This is a genomic window from Flavobacterium amylolyticum (genome assembly GCF_048284335.1).
In the GTDB taxonomy this organism is placed as follows: Bacteria; Bacteroidota; Bacteroidia; order Flavobacteriales; family Flavobacteriaceae; genus Flavobacterium.
Map to the genome: position 1 here is coordinate 50,787 of NZ_JBLVPG010000004.1, position 16,017 is coordinate 66,803.

Below are 16,017 nucleotides of genomic sequence, written 5' to 3' on the forward strand. Positions count from 1 at the left end.
CCTCGAAATTCGAGGACTTTTTTTATGAATTATGGAGTCTAAAATCTATATTCTATTCTATTTCTTTTTGTACTCTTTTCTCTTTCTGTTCTAAGTTTTCTTTACGTTCTAGCAAAGCCATGTAAAATCCATCAAAACCAGATTCTGAAGCCAATATTTTTTGGTCTTTCACAAAGTTGAATTGTTTTCCAATCTCAGTAGTCAGGAAACGAGCGATTTGCTCTTGATTTTCGGAGGGAAGTATAGAACAAGTAGCGTATACTAATTTTCCACCTGGTTTTACAATTTTAGAATAGCTTTCTAAAACTTCCGATTGTACTTTACGAATGTTGTCAATAAATTCCGGTTTTAATTTCCATTTAGCATCAGGATTTCTTTTCAAAACTCCTAAACCACTACATGGTGCATCAATTAAAACGCGGTCTGCTTTTTCATGTAGCTTTTTAATGATTTTTGTCGAGTCAATAATGCGGTATTCAATATTAAAAGCACCATCTCTTTTGGCTCTTATTTTTAATTGCTTTAATTTACTTTCATACAAATCCATAGCGATTAACTGCCCTTTGTTTTCCATTAAAGAAGCAATGTGCAATGTTTTACCACCAGCACCAGCGCAAGTATCAACAACACGCATTCCAGGTTTTACATCAAGGAAAGCAGCTACTAATTGTGAGTTGGCATCCTGAACTTCAAAGAAACCTTGTTTGAAAGCATCAGTCAAGAAAACATTGGCTCTTTCTTTTAGAACCAAAGCATCAGGTTGATTTTTAAGCGTTTCCGTTTCAATATTCAAATCCATCAAAATAGCACGTAAAGCTTCTCTTGTGGTTTTAAGTGTATTTACCCTTAAAATTACTTTAGCAGGCTGATTTTGGGCTGTAATTTCAGTTGCCCAAACTTTTTCCCCTAATTCCTTAACTCCTAATTCATCCATCCAGTCTGGTATAGACTCTTTCAAAGCTCTGATTTTAGAAAGTTCATCAAAACGACCTTTTATTTTTCGCTCTGGGGTACCTTCCAGTTGACGCCAGTCCGGAATAGGATAGCCTCTTAAAACGGCCCAAACAGAAAACATTCTCCAAAGATTATCTCTATCAAAAGGTTCTTTTACTTCGGCAATTTCTGCGTATAAACGTTTCCAACGTACAATTTCGTAGATGGTTTCAGCAACAAACTTTCTATCAGAGCTTCCCCAACGTTTGTCTTTTTTTAATGATCTGGCCACCACTTTATCTGCATATTCACCTTCATTAAAAATGGCGTTTAATGCGTCTATTGTTGTGTAAACTAAATTTCTGTGTAATCTCATTTTAAATAATTGAGGTGCAAAGGTACTATTAATTGATTTGAATGCTATATTTTAAATAATGAATGTTGTTTTTAAATTTTTCGACAAAAAAAACATCGTATTCAATACGATGTTTTTTACATTTTTAAAAAACTAAAAGATTATTTTACTCTTGTCAATGCTATTTTTTCAGGTGCATGAAGTACCATTGGAAATTTTTCGATTTTAACCGAGCTACTGTCTAAACCAAACGCTCTTTCTTCAGATAAACTTAATTTTTTAATGAAAAAATACGAGTTCATAATTATTTTTTCATGCCATCTCAAGTCACTATCATTTGAAAGGAATTTTTCGGATAAAACAAATTTAAAATCACCAATGATGTTATTTTTATTCAACGATTCGTATCTGCTGGTGATATCTACTTCCCCTTTTTGAACCATATCTTTAATAACCTCTTTAAACATTAAGTTTATTTTAGTAGGCTCTCTAAAACCAAGATTAAAATCTACACGATACAAATCATCTTTAACGATTTCAGTAACTTTATATTCTGTTTTATAAGGCTCCGTTAATATGTTCACATGTACAAACCAATAGATATCGGCTCTTTTAGGTCGTTTTTGCAAGATGGAATACATTACTTTTTCTTCAATTTCATCAGTTCTACCAGCATTAGTCATGTAAACTAAATGTGTAGCATATTTAGGAATTGATAAATCCTTGCTCAATTCGACTAGTACTTTTTTATAATCCTCAATTTTAACAATTTTAGTATAACTTTTATTAATTTTCTTAGCTAGATACCAAATTGTCATTATACTAATCAAAGTGATTGCTATAAGCAGAGTAACATAACCTCCTTCGGCAAACTTGGTAATGTTTGCAATTAAGAAACTAAATTCAATTATGAGATATATCGTAATCAAGGGTACGATAAAATACAACTTTACTCTTTTCATTATCAAATAAAAATTAAGTAATACAGTTGTCATTATCATACACAGAATGATTGCTAATCCATAAGCATGTTCCATGTTACTGGATTCTTCAAAGTGCAACACGATACCAACACATCCAATGAATAATAACCAGTTTATGGACGGAATATACAATTGCCCTTTTAATTCAGTAGGATATTTTATTTTAACTTTTGGCCAAAAATTCAAGCGCATGGCTTCATTTATCAATGTAAAGGAACCGCTGATTAATGCTTGGGAGGCTATTACGGCTGCAAGTGTTGCTATAATAATTCCTATTGGTTGAAACCAGTCCGGCATAATAAGATAGAAAGGATTTCCATTCTTTCCGCCTAAGCTTTGTAATGTTTCGCCCTCCTGACGGATCAAAAAAGCAGCTTGTCCAAAATAATTTAGCACTAATGCCGATTTCACAAAAATCCAACTGATTCTAATGTTTTTTCGTCCACAATGCCCCATGTCTGAATACAAGGCCTCAGCACCAGTGGTACACAGGAATACAAAACCTAATACAAAAAAACCTTCAGGATGAATTGTCAATAAATGATAAGCATAATACGGATTGATTGCTTTTAAAACTTCGGGATTTTGCACAATTTGCGAAGCACCCAGAACAGCCAGCATTCCAAACCAAATAAGCATCATTGGGGCAAAAAATTTACCAACTAATTTTGTTCCAAATTGCTGAATTGCAAAAAGTACAAATAAGATACCTATAACAATTGGTATTGTATTTATTTCAGGATAATAAGTCCTAATTCCCTCTACTGCTGATGAGACAGAGATGGGGGGCGTAATGATCCCATCAGCCAGTAAAGCACTTCCTCCTATAATAGCTGGAACAATTAACCATTGAATTTTTGTTTTTTTAACTAAAGCATATAACGCAAAAATCCCTCCTTCACCATGATTGTCCGCACTTAATGTTATTAGAACATATTTGATTGTAGTTTGCAAGGTTAGCGTCCAAAAAACACATGAAATTCCACCTAAAACAACCGCAGGATCAATAACATGATCCCCCAATATGGCTTTCATTACATACAATGGGGAGGTCCCTATATCACCATAAATTATTCCTAATGAAATTAATAATCCACCTAATGTTAATTTACTATGTAAGTCTTTGTGAGATGTGCTCATGTAATATTTTTAAAAAACTTGTCAAAAGTACACTTTTAAAATAAATTTAGAGCTTTTTTATACTCAAAAAAACACACGACTTTGATAGCCGTGTGTTTCGTTTTATAATAGTATTCGTTATGATCTTCTATTGTCATTTCTTGAAGACGAATTGCCTCTTTGAGATTCACTTCTTTGTGGTGCTGCCTCTCTAGCAGAATTCCCTCTATTCTGAGAATAATCTCTAGGTGCTTCTGTTCTTTGTGGTGCCGCTTCTCTGGCAGTATTTCCTCTATTTTGAGAGTAATCTCTTGGTGATTCTGTTCTTTGTGGTGACGCCTCTCTAGTAGAATTTCCTCTATTTTGAGAATAATCTCTTGGTGCTTCTGTTCTTTGTGGTGCCGCCTCTCTGGCAGAATTTCCTCTATTTTGAGAATAATCCCTTGGTGATTCTGTTCTTTGTGGTGCCGCCTCTCTCGCAGAATTACCTCTATTTTGAGAATAACCTTTTGGTGCTTCTGTTCTTTGTGGTGCTGCACCCCTTGATGAGCTAGTTCTGTTTTGAGAATAATCTTTTGAAGAATCAGATCTTTGTGGTGTCGCCTCTCTAGAAGAATCCCCTCTATTTTGTGAATAATCTCTAGGTGATTGAGCTCTCTGTGATACTGATTCTCTTGATGAACTGATTCTGTTTTGAGAATTGTCTCTTTGAGCTAAATTTCTTCTATTAGTAGCGCTAATTTCATTTCTTGAACCTCTTCTCTGATCTAATTCGTACCGGTTTGTAACATTAGTATTTCTTCTGGAAAAAGAATAATTTGGATTTTGTCTTTCATAACCATTAGAACGCCTTGAATTATGTAAAACAACTGCACGATCACTTCGCCTATGGCTTACATAATTATAATTGTTATTAATGTTTAAGCAAATATTGATGTTATTTCTATATCGAAATACTGGAAATGGGTTCCATGCATAGTAATACGAAGGATAATAATTCCAGTTCCATGAGGAATAGTAAGGACGGTAATTAGTAGACCAAAACGATGCGTAAATTAATGGAGTACTATAATAAACCGGTTCATAAATATAATTTTGGCCATACATAAAAACATCCCCTACTACTTGCACGTGAATTTTGTTGTTTCTGTCTTTTTCTACATCAATAGTAGCTACATCTTGGTACACATCTTCATCAATAACAGATTGAACAATGATAAGGTGTGTCCTGTTTTCTACCGTTTCTATAACACGTAAATAATCAACTTGATTATCATTATTCAAATCTAAATTGGATATTTGAAGTTCCGGATCATTTAGTCTTCTTTCAAAATCCTGTAGGTCCCTTGAATCGCCAAAAATAGAAGCAACCGCCCTTAAATCTAGGTTATCGCTGATTTCGGAATTCATGGCATTTACTGAAGTTCTGTTTTGCGCTTGCAGTTGTATTGAGAAAACAGTAGTCAATAGACTCAATAATATTAGTTTCGTTTTCATAGTTGATTGGATTAAGTTCTTCTTTTTCGATATCCAATTATTATGCCAATTAATTTATGACTCTGTTTGCTGTTATATTTTTATTTGTAAATTAGCTTCAAAATGTAGGCAAATGAAAAATATTATTTTAGTCTTAATGTGTCTGTTTGTTTTTGTGTCTTGTAAAACAAGCGTAAACACAACTAGTTTATCATCTATCATAATTGATACATTATTCCAAGATAAAATAAGTATTAGAGCGATTCAAATTGATAAAAACAAAATTTGGTATGCTGCTGATAATGGAAGATATGGTTTTTATAATTTGAACACCAATAAAAAAACTGAAAAAACAATCGTTAATGATTCTTTAAAACTTGAATTTAGAAGTATTGCTCAAACACGAAAACATATTTTTATTTTAAATGTAGCAAATCCTGCATTTTTGTATCAGATTTCAAAAGATAACAACAAAAATCAATTAGTATATCAGGAAAACCATGAGAACGTTTTTTATGACAGCATGCAATTCTGGGATGCTAAAGAGGGAATTGCTATGGGTGATCCAATAAATAATTGTCTCAATATAATTACAACTCTCGACGGAGGCAAGTCTTGGCAAAAGATACCCTGTAGCAAGTTACCAAGCATTACTACTGGTGAAGCTGCTTTTGCGGCTAGCAACACTAACATTGTAATTAAAAAAAATAATACCTGGATTGTTTCAGGCGGAAAAAAATCTAGAGTTTTCTATTCCCCCGATAGAGGAAATAATTGGTCTGTATATGAAACGCCTATTGTACAAGGAAAATCAATGACAGGAATTTTCACTGCTGATTTTTATGATTCCAATAATGGATTTGTGGCGGGAGGTGATTATGAAGTTAAGAACCAGAACTTTTCTAACAAAGCTGTAACGGCAGACGGTGGAAAAACCTGGAAACTTGTTGGTCAAAATCAAGCATTCGGTTACGCTTCATGTGTACAATATATTCCTAAAAGTAACGGGAAAAAACTTATTTCAGTAGGAACTTCGGGAATCTATTATTCCAGAGACAGTGGTACTTCATGGACACAATTAGCTGCGGATTCTAGCCTTTTCACGATACGTTTTATAAATAAAAAAACGGCTATTGCTGCCGGGCAAAACAAAATGATCCGCATTAATTTTAAATAAAAAATCCTAAGTACCAAATTTAACAAGCACTTAGGATATCTTACGAATTAATAAAAAAACAATTATTTCTTTGGACCTTTATTACGGTATTGATGCAGTAATTTTCTATTAAAATCTTCTTCTGCTTTCCTAAGTTTAATAATTTTCACAGCAGGGATTATTGTTCTCAAATTTTGGGTGAATTTTTTTCGAATTAAAAATAATTCTTCTTCGGTATCTTCCATTTGAACTAAGAAAGTATTTGCTTCCTTTTCAGTTATTTTATCTAATGAACCGTCACCCATTCTCTTCATAAAAGCCCTCATTTTTTGATGTCTTAATTCAAATTGTTTTTCATCAAATGTATTGTAAAGTGGCCAGAATTTTTCTGCTTCACTGGAAGTTAAATCTAGTTCAGTTGCAAAAAAAGCTACTTTCAACGCTTTTATTTTTTCTTTTTTTTCTTTCATGCTTTCGCCTTGAGCGTAAAAGTTACATGAAAAAAAAAGGAATACTACAGGTAATAATTTTCTAATGTTCATTTTATTATTTTTAATTTAAGCTTAAAAGCAAGTTTATTATTTACTCTAAAATAAGATTTTCTAAATTTGAGTTTGTAGATAAAATATCTTCTATGGCTTCATCTTCTAATACAACACTAGAGTTAATAGTGTTAATATCTTCCGTTTCAAGAATAGTTATCAAATCATATTGATTCACATTAGAATGGTAGGTAATGTAATTTTCTAATGCAGCTGAATCCAATTCTTTGGCACTACTAGAGGAATAATTTATTATAGGAATCATTAAAGCCAGTAAGAAAACTGCAGCTACCATTAAAATTAAATTTTTTCTTTTTTGAAAAATTGAAAATACTTTTGGTTCACCAACAGGCAATTGCTCCATCATTTTAATTGGAAAATTATCAAAGTAATGATCAGGGGTCTTGAATCCTGTTTCAATTTTACGTTCTTTTTCTAGTTTAAATGTTTTCATATTGTATTTAGACAGCGTTAGGACTAAAAGGTTTAATTTGTCGAAACAAAAGCTTCAATTTTTTTTACTGCTATATGATAGGATGCTTTTAGACCTCCAACCGAAGTACCTAAAATTTCTGAAATTTCTTCGTACTTGAGTTCTTCAAAATATTTCATTTTAAAAATCAATTGCTGTTTTTCAGGTAATAATGCAATCGCTTTTTGTAATTTTATTTGAATATCATTGCCATCAAAAAACACATCGGCTTCTAAATTATCTATCACTTTGTTCTGTAAGATTTCAGATGAAATACCGCTTATTCTTGATTTTTGTTTTAAAAATGTTAAGGCTTCATTTGTAGCAATGCGATACATCCATGAAAAGAGTTTACTTTCCCCTTTAAAATTTTTTAAATGTTGAAATATTTTAATAAAAGTATTTTGCAGTACATCGTCAGTATCATCATGATTTAAAACGATATTACGAATGTGATTGTAAAGAGGCCTTTGATACTCTAATATCAACTTTTGAAACGCTTGGTTTTGCGTTTTTGGATTTAATAATTGGGTTATAAATTCCTGTTCTTCTTGCAAAATTATTATTTAGGAGTTAGAATGGAATGTATTAAAAAGGTTTAATCAGATAAACAATTTTTAAAACTCAGATTGCTCATCTTCTTTATTGATAATAGGTTCAGCTGTTTTTATCGTTTCAACTTTTTTGATAACAGCCGGAGCATATACTTTTACGGGGATTACTTTTGGTAGTATAGGAAAATAAATTTCAGTCACCCATTTTGAAGGATTCTTGATTTCAGCTCTGCTAATAGTGAAACTTTCCAAATGTAAAAAAGCTGGATCTAAAACAATTTTATTAGCGGTAATGTAGTTGGATGTTTTATCCAATGCCTTTTTAATATGCGAATAATCTCCCCTCAAAGTTGTTTTTACAGCATCAAACGGTTCCAGCTTACCAGGTAAGATATCACTTCCTGAACTGGTTGAAATTTGATTTTTTATTGGTACACAAAACGACAATCTTGCCAATCCGTTTACAAAATCATACGTATGGTATAATAAAAATGGTTTCCCATTTAATTCAATATTATTTTCATTACAGAAAGTAATAATCTTATAAAATACAATTTTAGAATTTTTAGTGACGTTAGAAATTTTACTGGTAAAAGTTTGTTTAAGATAAAAGGTACCCGTTTTTTTTGCCAGTCCATCCACTTTTACGGTATAGGTATTGATCTCAAAATCTAGCGTTTTATCTAAATTAGTCAAGCTTTTTTCATACATTTTTCCAATTATTTTATCAATACCTCCATTGAATGCAGTGTATACTTTCATAGAAAAACTCATTTTTCCTATGGTTTTCCAAGTAACTTTTGTCCCTCCTATTGTGTCTTTGAAACTCCAAAAAACGGAAGATTCAGTGCCATTATAATTCATTATTTGAGAAATACTATCGTTTTCTTTTACAAATAGGGTTTTCATATCACCCGTTCCGTCTTTACCCTCCCAAGAATACGAAGCTCCAGGTCCAATTGTTTTTTTGGGATAACTAATTTTCATTTCTGGATCTTCAACAATCCAAGAACCAAAGTCTTCCCAATTCCTGTAATCATTCACAAAATTAAATACATGCGATTTTGGAGAATTTATAATTTGACTCCGCTCTACAATAAAAGCACCTTTTTGAGTGGCTACAAAAATCGATAATGCGACAACGCTTAGCAGAAGTAAAAGAAATAAATATTTTAAAATCCTCATAATATACAAGTTTATTAATTTCTGTAAAGTTAAAGATTTAATTTACAAGTCATAGAAAGTGTAAAAAAATATGGTTCTATTTTTTATTTACGAAAAACTTAAAATTTATATTAGAATACTTTATAATTTAGGGCAATTCCATTTTAAACTTGTCTAGAATCAATTTTATAAATTGAATTAATTGTTAGAACTATCTTTATTTATAACAAATTAATTAATAGCGTTTTACATTTTCAATCCTAAAATAATAAAAACAAAAAAGTCCACGTAATAAGTGGACATTATTTCTTCAATTACAGAAAGCTAGCGCTTAAAAAATATTTTTATTAAAAATAAGATTCCAATAAAAACTCCAAACCCTATCAAAATTTTATAATTTCCTTTATAAAACATTCTGTGTAACGCTAAATCCTTTCGGTAAGCGTATATCATTGCTATTACAAACGCAATAAAAAAAAGGCCCGCAAACACTAATTGTCCTTGACTAAACATAATTAAAATATTTTTTGACAAATTTAGTTATTTGTTTAATAATAGTTTCCTAAATTGTATTTTCATTTGACAAATAAAAAAAGATGCAAAAACAAATAAACGCAGTAAAAGATTTTCACATTACTTTCAAAATTGATTACAATGAAAAGCCTATTGCTAATTTAGGGACCCAAAAACATGAACTTCGTTATAATTTAATGAAAGAAGAAAACGAAGAATACTTAGAAGCAGTCAAAAATAATGATTTAACCGAAATTGCAGACGCCTTGGGAGATATGATGTATATCCTTTGCGGAACCATTATTGAGCATGGTTTACAGGATAAAATGGAAGCCGTTTTTGATGAAATTCAGCGCAGTAATATGAGTAAATTGGATCAAGATGGAAATCCTATTTATCGTGAAGACGGAAAAGTGATGAAGGGTCCAAATTATTCCAGACCTGATATTTCTAAAATTCTTGAATAATAATTATACTCCCTTAAACAAAATCTACAAAAGCATTATTTAAATAAAAAAGCGATTTTCATGTCGAAAATCGCTTTTTATAATTAAACTTTGATAACTTATACTTTAACTGTCCATCCAAATGTATCTTCAGAGAGTTTATGTTGCATGCTTGTCAATTGCTCTTTTAGGTCTAATGCCATTGAATCTTCTATTTTTGGTAATTCATAGTAAAGATCTTGGTAAGAAAATCCAATAATAGGATTAACTACCGCCGCTGTCCCTGCACCAAAAATTTCTTTCAAGGTTCCATTTTTAGAAGCTTCAACCAATTCTGACACTAAAACAGGACGCACCTGAACATCGATCCCTCCTTTTTTAGCCATATCAATAAGACTCTTTCTAGTAATCCCGTCAAGAATTCTTTCGCTAACTGGAGCAGTTAATAACGTATCGTTTATTCTAAAGAACACGTTCATAGTTCCAGCTTCTTCTAGTTTTGTATGGGTAGCATCATCCGTCCAAATAACTTGCTGGAAACCTTCTTTGTTTGCTAAGCTAGTAGGATAAAACTGTGCAGCATAGTTTCCGGCAGCTTTAGCAGCTCCAATCCCTCCATTTGCTGCTCTACTAAAATGTTCTGCTATAAGTACTTTTACTTCCCCTGAATAGTAAGACTTTGCAGGAGACAGAATAATCATAAATTTATAATCATTAGATGGATTTGCAATAACTCCTAAACCCGTTGCAATCATAAATGGTCTAATGTATAACGTATTCCCTTTTCCTTTTTTTATCCAAGCTTCATCTAATTGTAATAATTGATTCAAACCTTCCATAAAAACTTCCTCTGGAACTTCCGGCATCGCCATTCTTATCGCAGAACTGTTGAACCTTTTATAATTTTCATCAGGTCTAAAAAGCCAAACGTCATCATCTTCATCCTTATAGGCTTTCATTCCTTCAAAAATAGCTTGACCGTAATGAAAAACTCTTGCGGAAGGATCTAATAAAAAAGGCGCATACGGTTTGATAATCGGTTTTTGCCATTCTCCATTTGTGTAATCACATTCTAATAAATGATCGGTAAAAACGGAACCAAAGTTTAAGTTTTCAAAATCAACTTCATTTATTTTTGAAGCTGCTGCTTTTATTATTTCAATTTTGTTAGTTTGAGTTGTACTCATAGTATGTATTATTTTTATTTTATAAGTGATAAGCGAATGCATAAAAAAAACTGAATTCAATGAATTGCTGTTTAATATTTGCAAAAATAAAAAAAAATCAACAAATTTCTTATGAAAACAACATTAAATATAGCTATTGACTACGATTTATTTACGTTTTAGAAAATCAAAAAAAAATAGCCTTTATGCTATGGATTATATAATAAATAGCATTTTTCAGTACCAAAAGGATTAGTTTTGATTAAATTTGACAATTGTATATTTTTGAAAATCAGTTTAACTTTAGCATAAAATTTTGAAAAGAGAAATAATCCAGACACTTGATGGTTCTACAACCATCCAAATAACGGAATGGGATGAATGTTATCATTCTAAGCATGGGGCAATTCAGGAAGCGCAACATGTTTTTATCAAAAATGGACTTTCGCTATTTCAAAACCAAAAAATTTCTATCTTAGAAATAGGATTTGGAACGGGTTTGAATACTTTTATTACCGTTCTGGAAGCAAAGAAAATGCATCAAATCATCGATTATGTTGGCGTTGAAGCCTACCCGATCTCAATAGATGAAGTATTACAAATGAATTATGTTGCCGAATTAAATGCGACATTAGAAAGCGGAATTTTTGATACAATACATGAAAGTAAATGGGAAGAAAAAATTGTTTTAAATAATGATTTTACACTTACTAAAAGGAAACAGTTTTTTCAAGAAATTGATGACGAAAACAAATTTGATCTAATTTATTTTGATGCTTTCGGGTATAGGGTACAACCTGAATTGTGGAGTACCGAAATTTTTGAAAAAATGTATAAAGCGCTTAAAACAAATGGAATATTAGTTACCTATGCCGCAAGAGGAGTCGTAAAAAGAAGTATGATTGAAGTAGGCTTTACTGTTGAAAAACTAGAAGGACCACCTGGAAAAAGAGAAATGTTTCGTGCTAAAAAGCAATAAAATTAAGTATTGCTTCCTATTAGAAAAACCGTTAATTCTAATAAAATAAAAAACCAAAAACTTCGTTAAATAATTACATTCTACCTTCAAAAAATGTATTTTTACATCACTTTAGAATTAGAATCTAACCAAAATCTTCATTTATTATGTCGAAAATTATGTACGATTATACAAAATCAGTTTTAGAAAGAGTAAGTTTTGATCCAATGCTTTTTTGCAAGGAGCTAGAAAAGGCAATCAAAATGCTATTACCTTACGAAATGGAACAGTTGCGTGAATGGTTAGTAAACTTTACGATAGGAAAACCAGAGTTAAAGCAATATTTATTAATTGTGAATTCATAAAAAAAAGGAACCGTAAAACGGTTCCTTTTTTTATTTCTTATGTACTGAACTAATAATTTGTACGTTTTGAAAAACAATTGCTCCTTTTATTACTCCCGCAATTGTACTTCTAAGAGCTTCGATTATTTGAATTTTCAATTCACTTTTCGGAAAAATTAAGCTCACTTCTCTTGCAGGTTTGGGCTCTTTAAAATGGCGTAATTTCAATTTATCCTTGTCTTTTAAATCTAAAGTATGCAAATAAGGTAGTAAAGTAGTACCTAAGCCCTCATCGGCTAGTTTTATTAAGGTTTCAAAACTGCCACTTTCAATTTGAAAATGTCCAATTTCACTTTTACTGTGGTTTTTACATAAATTTAAAATTCCGTCTCGAAAACAATGACCATCCTGCAAAAGTAAAATTTCATCTAAATTTAGGTCTGAAATTTCTATTTCTTTTTTTTGAAAATTCTGATGACTTTCTGGAATGTAAGCCACAAAAGGTTCAAAATACAATACAAATTCCTTGATGTTTTCGTCCATCAAAGGAGTTGCTGCAATCGCTGCATCAAGATGTCCATTTTTGAGTTTTATAATGATTTCCTCCGTATTTAACTCTTCAATTATGAGTTTTACTTTTGGATACTTTTTAATAAAATTATTCAAAAACATTGGCAATAAGGTAGGCATAATCGTGGGTATAATACCGAGTCTGAATTCACCACCTATAAAACCTTTTTGTTGCTCTACGATATCTTGAATACGATCTGCTTCATTGACGATATTTTTGGCTTGAGTAACTATTTTTTGACCAATATCAGTAAGTTGAATTGGTTTTTTAGTACGATCAAATATCTGAATACTTAATTCCTCTTCTATTTTTTGAATTTGCATACTCAATGTAGGCTGAGTTACAAAACATTTTTCGGCAGCAAGAGTGAAATTTTTATGCTCCGCTACAGCAAGAACATATTTTAGTTGAGTTATTGTCATAATAATAATAATAATATCTAATGCAAATTTAATGAAACAATAACTTTTTATTATAGTGTTTTCTATTTATCTTGCACTAAATTTACATTTGAATGAAATTATATAATAAAAAATAGTAAACATGAAAACAAATATTTTAGGATTACCCGTTAAAGAATCCGAATTAATCGTGAATGAATTGAATATCTTATTATCAAACTTTCAAGTATATTATCAAAATTTAAGAGGAATTCATTGGAACATCAGGGGGAAACGTTTTTTTGATTTACATGTAAAGTTTGAAGAGCTTTATACGGACGCTCAAATAAAAATTGATTTAATTGCCGAAAGAGTACTTACCGTGGGTGGAACTCCTCTTCATACATTTGAGGATTATATTAAAAATAATCAGTTGATAGTAGGTAAGAATATTTCAAATGATGAAAAAGCCGTTCATTTGATTGTGACTTCATTGTCTCATTTACTAAAAATTGAAAGAGAGATTCTCAACAAATCAGGAGAGATTAATGATGAAGGAACTAATTCTATGATGAGCGATTTTATTTCAGAGCAAGAAAAAACGATATGGATGATGCAAGCTTGGCTAGAAGAAAGCTTGTAGTTTTTTAATAAAAAAAGCAATAAAACGAAATTTTAAATTTCGTTTTATTGCTTTTTTTTGAATGTTAATTTTTTTTTAAATTTTAGAATAACTACTGTTTTTTTAATAAACTTAATTCTATTTTTGCGACAATGAAAATGATCTCTAAAATATTCTTAATTATATTTATTACATTTCTTGTCACACCTACAATAGTTACTGTGATTGAGAAAAGTGCTGACATTTCTATTTTCTACAGTATGTCTGAAGAGGAACATGTACACAAAGAGATTAAAACTTTTTTTTATTTAGAGTATACTCCTGATCTCATAAATCCAATAAAATTGTCGTCTAATGTTATTTTATCCGAGAATTTATCAAAACATGACAATATTACGTCCTCTATTTTTATTCCTCCTCCCAACGAAGTTTAATATATTTCTGATTTTAATATTTTTTTTTAAAATCTATTCTCTCAATTATTCAAGAGAAAAATCATTTATATTCCATTTTAGTTAGGTATTATGACAAAAAAAAATAGTCTTTTTGCTAACCTCAAATCCGATTTCGCTTCTGGTTTGGTGGTTTTTTTGGTAGCGCTACCCTTGTGTTTAGGTATTGCGATGGCTTCAGGTGCGCCATTGTTTTCAGGAATTATCTCTGGTGTTGTTGGAGGTATTATAGTTGGTTATTTAAGTACATCCAATATTAGTGTTTCTGGACCAGCTGCTGGCCTAACTGCTATTGTACTTACCGCTATAACAGATTTAGGTGCATTTGATGTTTTTTTAACTGCAGTTTTCATTGCAGGTCTATTACAACTAATATTAGGATTTTTAAAGGCTGGAAGTATTTCTAATTATTTTCCAACAAATGTTATTGAGGGGATGTTAGCAGGAATTGGAATCATTATAATTCTGAAACAACTACCACATGCTTTTGGCTATGACAATGACTTCGAAGGAGACCAATCGTTTTCACAAATGGATGGGAGTAATACGTTTTCTTCGCTGTTTAGTATTTTTGATTATATTCAGATAGGTTCAATTACTGTCACATTAGTATCGATGCTAATTTTGATTTCATGGGATAAAGTCCCTTTTTTGAAAAAATTAAAATTAGTTCCTGGAGCCTTAATTGCAGTTGCAATTGGAGTTATTTTAAATGAGATTTTTAAAAGTACTGGCAGTGTACTAGTTATTGAAAAAGAACATTTAGTCTCTTTACCGGTACCCTCTTCCTTTGAAGAATTTAAATCAATAATCGTCACACCCAACATCTCTGGAGTTATGAATCCTAAAGTTTGGATAATTGCCTTTACAATCGCAATTGTGGCCTCGATTGAAACCCTTCTAAGTATTGAGGCATCAGATAGAATGGATGTTCAAAAAAGATATACAAACACAGATATGGAATTAAAAGCACAAGGAATAGGTAATATGATAAGTTCTCTTTTAGGAGGTTTACCATTAACCTCTGTAATTGTGCGTTCTTCCGCAAACAGTAATTCGGGAGCCAAATCTAAAATGTCAACGATTATTCATGGCGTTTTATTATTGGTGAGTGTACTTTCAATTCCAGTTATCCTCAATAAGATCCCTTTAGCTACTTTAGCCGCTATATTAATTCTAATAGGATATAAATTAGCTAAACCAGCAACATTCAAACATTTTTGGGAAAAAGGAAAATATCAATTTGTGCCTTTTATTGCAACATTATTAGCCGTTGTCTTTTTAGATTTATTAAAAGGAGTAGCATTAGGTATTGTTATTAGTATTATTTTTGTTTTAAAAGGAAATCTGAAAAGAGCGTATAGCTTCAGAAAAGAAGAATACGCGGATGGAGATGTGATTCATATTGATTTGGCACAAGAGGTTTCTTTCTTAAATAAAGCAGCAATAAAATCTACTTTGAATGATATTCCAGAAAATTCAAAAGTAATCATTGATGCTAAAGATACCGTCTATATAGCACATGATATTTTAGATTTAATACATGAGTTTAAAACAACAAGAGCCGTAGATAATAACATTAAAGTCAAACTTAAAGGCTTTAAAAAAGCATATCAATTAGAGAATAGTGAGGGAACTCAAAACCATGTTACGATAGAGCATTATTATGATGCTGCCAAAAGAGTTATGGTCAAAAAAGAAACAATTAAAGAAGAGTTTCTTAACTTATAAGAAACTACAATACAATAGAAAATAAAGTAAAAAAAAGAAGTCCCATAGGATTTTATAAATAGGAAACGAAGCATTTTTAT

Annotated in this window: 16 protein-coding genes; 7 read left to right on the top strand and 9 right to left on the bottom strand. The window is 31.1% G+C overall.

The features are described from left to right. Nucleotides 1-52: 52 nt before the first annotated feature. The 3 genes from ACNQF9_RS13295 to ACNQF9_RS13305 all read right to left on the bottom strand — a co-directional run bounded on the left by ACNQF9_RS13295 (nucleotide 53) and on the right by ACNQF9_RS13305 (nucleotide 4,887). The gene (locus ACNQF9_RS13295; protein WP_417961321.1) at nucleotides 53-1,309 is read right to left on the bottom strand and encodes an RsmB/NOP family class I SAM-dependent RNA methyltransferase; all 1,257 of its coding nucleotides are present in this window, start codon (nucleotides 1,307-1,309) and stop codon (nucleotides 53-55) included. A gap of 140 nt (nucleotides 1,310-1,449) precedes the next feature. Continuing rightward, nucleotides 1,450-3,411, bottom strand: a complete 1,962-nt coding sequence (locus ACNQF9_RS13300; RefSeq protein ID WP_417961323.1) for a KUP/HAK/KT family potassium transporter — start codon at nucleotides 3,409-3,411, stop codon at nucleotides 1,450-1,452. 117 nt (nucleotides 3,412-3,528) lie between these two features. Continuing rightward, complete coding sequence (locus ACNQF9_RS13305; protein ID WP_417990379.1) at nucleotides 3,529-4,887, bottom strand: hypothetical protein; 1,359 nt, start codon at nucleotides 4,885-4,887, stop codon at nucleotides 3,529-3,531. A 112-nt stretch (nucleotides 4,888-4,999) separates the two neighbouring features. Between ACNQF9_RS13305 and ACNQF9_RS13310 the strand changes: the two genes are divergently transcribed. After that, nucleotides 5,000-6,043 carry a sialidase family protein gene (locus ACNQF9_RS13310; protein ID WP_417990380.1) on the top strand — a complete coding sequence of 348 codons (1,044 nt, stop codon included), beginning with the start codon at nucleotides 5,000-5,002 and terminating at the stop codon, nucleotides 6,041-6,043. Between the two features lie 62 nt (nucleotides 6,044-6,105). On the opposite strand, the gene ACNQF9_RS13315 is transcribed toward ACNQF9_RS13310, so the two are convergent. The 4 genes from ACNQF9_RS13315 to ACNQF9_RS13330 all read right to left on the bottom strand — a co-directional run bounded on the left by ACNQF9_RS13315 (nucleotide 6,106) and on the right by ACNQF9_RS13330 (nucleotide 8,775). After that, nucleotides 6,106-6,492, bottom strand: coding sequence for a sensor of ECF-type sigma factor (locus tag ACNQF9_RS13315; RefSeq protein WP_417990381.1), 387 nt, complete (start codon nucleotides 6,490-6,492; stop codon nucleotides 6,106-6,108). A gap of 112 nt (nucleotides 6,493-6,604) precedes the next feature. Further along, complete coding sequence (locus ACNQF9_RS13320; protein WP_417990382.1) at nucleotides 6,605-7,018, bottom strand: hypothetical protein; 414 nt, start codon at nucleotides 7,016-7,018, stop codon at nucleotides 6,605-6,607. A 32-nt stretch (nucleotides 7,019-7,050) separates the two neighbouring features. Beyond that, on the bottom strand, nucleotides 7,051-7,593 hold the full coding sequence (locus ACNQF9_RS13325; RefSeq protein WP_417961333.1) for an RNA polymerase sigma factor: 543 nt from the start codon (nucleotides 7,591-7,593) through the stop codon (nucleotides 7,051-7,053). A 60-nt stretch (nucleotides 7,594-7,653) separates the two neighbouring features. Next, the gene (locus tag ACNQF9_RS13330; protein WP_417990383.1) at nucleotides 7,654-8,775 is read right to left on the bottom strand and encodes an SRPBCC family protein; all 1,122 of its coding nucleotides are present in this window, start codon (nucleotides 8,773-8,775) and stop codon (nucleotides 7,654-7,656) included. A 575-nt stretch (nucleotides 8,776-9,350) separates the two neighbouring features. On the opposite strand from ACNQF9_RS13330, the gene ACNQF9_RS13335 reads away from it, so the two are divergent. After that, nucleotides 9,351-9,734, top strand: coding sequence for a pyrophosphohydrolase domain-containing protein (locus tag ACNQF9_RS13335; protein WP_417961337.1), 384 nt, complete (start codon nucleotides 9,351-9,353; stop codon nucleotides 9,732-9,734). Nucleotides 9,735-9,832: 98 nt separating this feature from the next. Here the strand turns inward: ACNQF9_RS13335 and ACNQF9_RS13340 are convergent, their stop codons facing one another. After that, nucleotides 9,833-10,900 (bottom strand): branched-chain amino acid aminotransferase, encoded by a 1,068-nt coding sequence (locus ACNQF9_RS13340; protein WP_417961339.1) that lies wholly within the window; start codon nucleotides 10,898-10,900, stop codon nucleotides 9,833-9,835. Between the two features lie 295 nt (nucleotides 10,901-11,195). Here ACNQF9_RS13340 and mnmC2 point away from each other — a divergent pair, with 295 nt between their 5' ends. Both mnmC2 and ACNQF9_RS13350 read left to right on the top strand, forming a co-directional pair. Continuing rightward, nucleotides 11,196-11,858 carry a tRNA (5-methylaminomethyl-2-thiouridine)(34)-methyltransferase MnmC2 gene (mnmC2, locus tag ACNQF9_RS13345; protein ID WP_417961341.1) on the top strand — a complete coding sequence of 221 codons (663 nt, stop codon included), beginning with the start codon at nucleotides 11,196-11,198 and terminating at the stop codon, nucleotides 11,856-11,858. Between the two features lie 146 nt (nucleotides 11,859-12,004). Then, nucleotides 12,005-12,202: a hypothetical protein gene (locus ACNQF9_RS13350; protein ID WP_417961343.1), complete on the top strand. Its 198-nt coding sequence runs from the start codon at nucleotides 12,005-12,007 to the stop codon at nucleotides 12,200-12,202. A 30-nt stretch (nucleotides 12,203-12,232) separates the two neighbouring features. Here the strand turns inward: ACNQF9_RS13350 and ACNQF9_RS13355 are convergent, their stop codons facing one another. After that, the gene (locus ACNQF9_RS13355) at nucleotides 12,233-13,174 is read right to left on the bottom strand and encodes a LysR substrate-binding domain-containing protein (protein ID WP_417961345.1); all 942 of its coding nucleotides are present in this window, start codon (nucleotides 13,172-13,174) and stop codon (nucleotides 12,233-12,235) included. A gap of 121 nt (nucleotides 13,175-13,295) precedes the next feature. Here ACNQF9_RS13355 and ACNQF9_RS13360 point away from each other — a divergent pair, with 121 nt between their 5' ends. The 3 genes from ACNQF9_RS13360 (at nucleotide 13,296) to ACNQF9_RS13370 (ending at nucleotide 15,937) form a co-directional block, all read left to right on the top strand. Continuing rightward, nucleotides 13,296-13,775, top strand: a complete 480-nt coding sequence (locus ACNQF9_RS13360) for a Dps family protein (RefSeq protein ID WP_417961347.1) — start codon at nucleotides 13,296-13,298, stop codon at nucleotides 13,773-13,775. Nucleotides 13,776-13,906: 131 nt separating this feature from the next. Next, nucleotides 13,907-14,188 (top strand): hypothetical protein, encoded by a 282-nt coding sequence (locus tag ACNQF9_RS13365; RefSeq protein ID WP_417990384.1) that lies wholly within the window; start codon nucleotides 13,907-13,909, stop codon nucleotides 14,186-14,188. A gap of 90 nt (nucleotides 14,189-14,278) precedes the next feature. Next, nucleotides 14,279-15,937 (top strand): SulP family inorganic anion transporter, encoded by a 1,659-nt coding sequence (locus ACNQF9_RS13370; RefSeq protein WP_417990385.1) that lies wholly within the window; start codon nucleotides 14,279-14,281, stop codon nucleotides 15,935-15,937. Nucleotides 15,938-16,017 lie beyond the last annotated feature (80 nt).

Excerpts from the sequence above, each read along its gene's own strand:
- ACNQF9_RS13350 (WP_417961343.1), top strand. The coding sequence starts at position 12,005 with ATGTCGAAAATTATGTACGATTATACAAAATCAGTTTTAGAAAGAGTA.
- ACNQF9_RS13330 (WP_417990383.1), bottom strand. The coding sequence starts at position 8,775 with ATGAGGATTTTAAAATATTTATTTCTTTTACTTCTGCTAAGCGTTGTC.
- ACNQF9_RS13315 (WP_417990381.1), bottom strand. The coding sequence starts at position 6,492 with ATGAAAGAAAAAAAAGAAAAAATAAAAGCGTTGAAAGTAGCTTTTTTT.
- ACNQF9_RS13355 (WP_417961345.1), bottom strand. The coding sequence starts at position 13,174 with ATGACAATAACTCAACTAAAATATGTTCTTGCTGTAGCGGAGCATAAA.
- ACNQF9_RS13340 (WP_417961339.1), bottom strand. The coding sequence starts at position 10,900 with ATGAGTACAACTCAAACTAACAAAATTGAAATAATAAAAGCAGCAGCT.
- ACNQF9_RS13370 (WP_417990385.1), top strand. The coding sequence starts at position 14,279 with ATGACAAAAAAAAATAGTCTTTTTGCTAACCTCAAATCCGATTTCGCT.
- ACNQF9_RS13335 (WP_417961337.1), top strand. The coding sequence starts at position 9,351 with ATGCAAAAACAAATAAACGCAGTAAAAGATTTTCACATTACTTTCAAA.
- ACNQF9_RS13320 (WP_417990382.1), bottom strand. The coding sequence starts at position 7,018 with ATGAAAACATTTAAACTAGAAAAAGAACGTAAAATTGAAACAGGATTC.
- ACNQF9_RS13365 (WP_417990384.1), top strand. The coding sequence starts at position 13,907 with ATGAAAATGATCTCTAAAATATTCTTAATTATATTTATTACATTTCTT.
- ACNQF9_RS13295 (WP_417961321.1), bottom strand. The coding sequence starts at position 1,309 with ATGAGATTACACAGAAATTTAGTTTACACAACAATAGACGCATTAAAC.
- ACNQF9_RS13305 (WP_417990379.1), bottom strand. The coding sequence starts at position 4,887 with ATGAAAACGAAACTAATATTATTGAGTCTATTGACTACTGTTTTCTCA.
- ACNQF9_RS13360 (WP_417961347.1), top strand. The coding sequence starts at position 13,296 with ATGAAAACAAATATTTTAGGATTACCCGTTAAAGAATCCGAATTAATC.
- ACNQF9_RS13300 (WP_417961323.1), bottom strand. The coding sequence starts at position 3,411 with ATGAGCACATCTCACAAAGACTTACATAGTAAATTAACATTAGGTGGA.
- ACNQF9_RS13310 (WP_417990380.1), top strand. The coding sequence starts at position 5,000 with ATGAAAAATATTATTTTAGTCTTAATGTGTCTGTTTGTTTTTGTGTCT.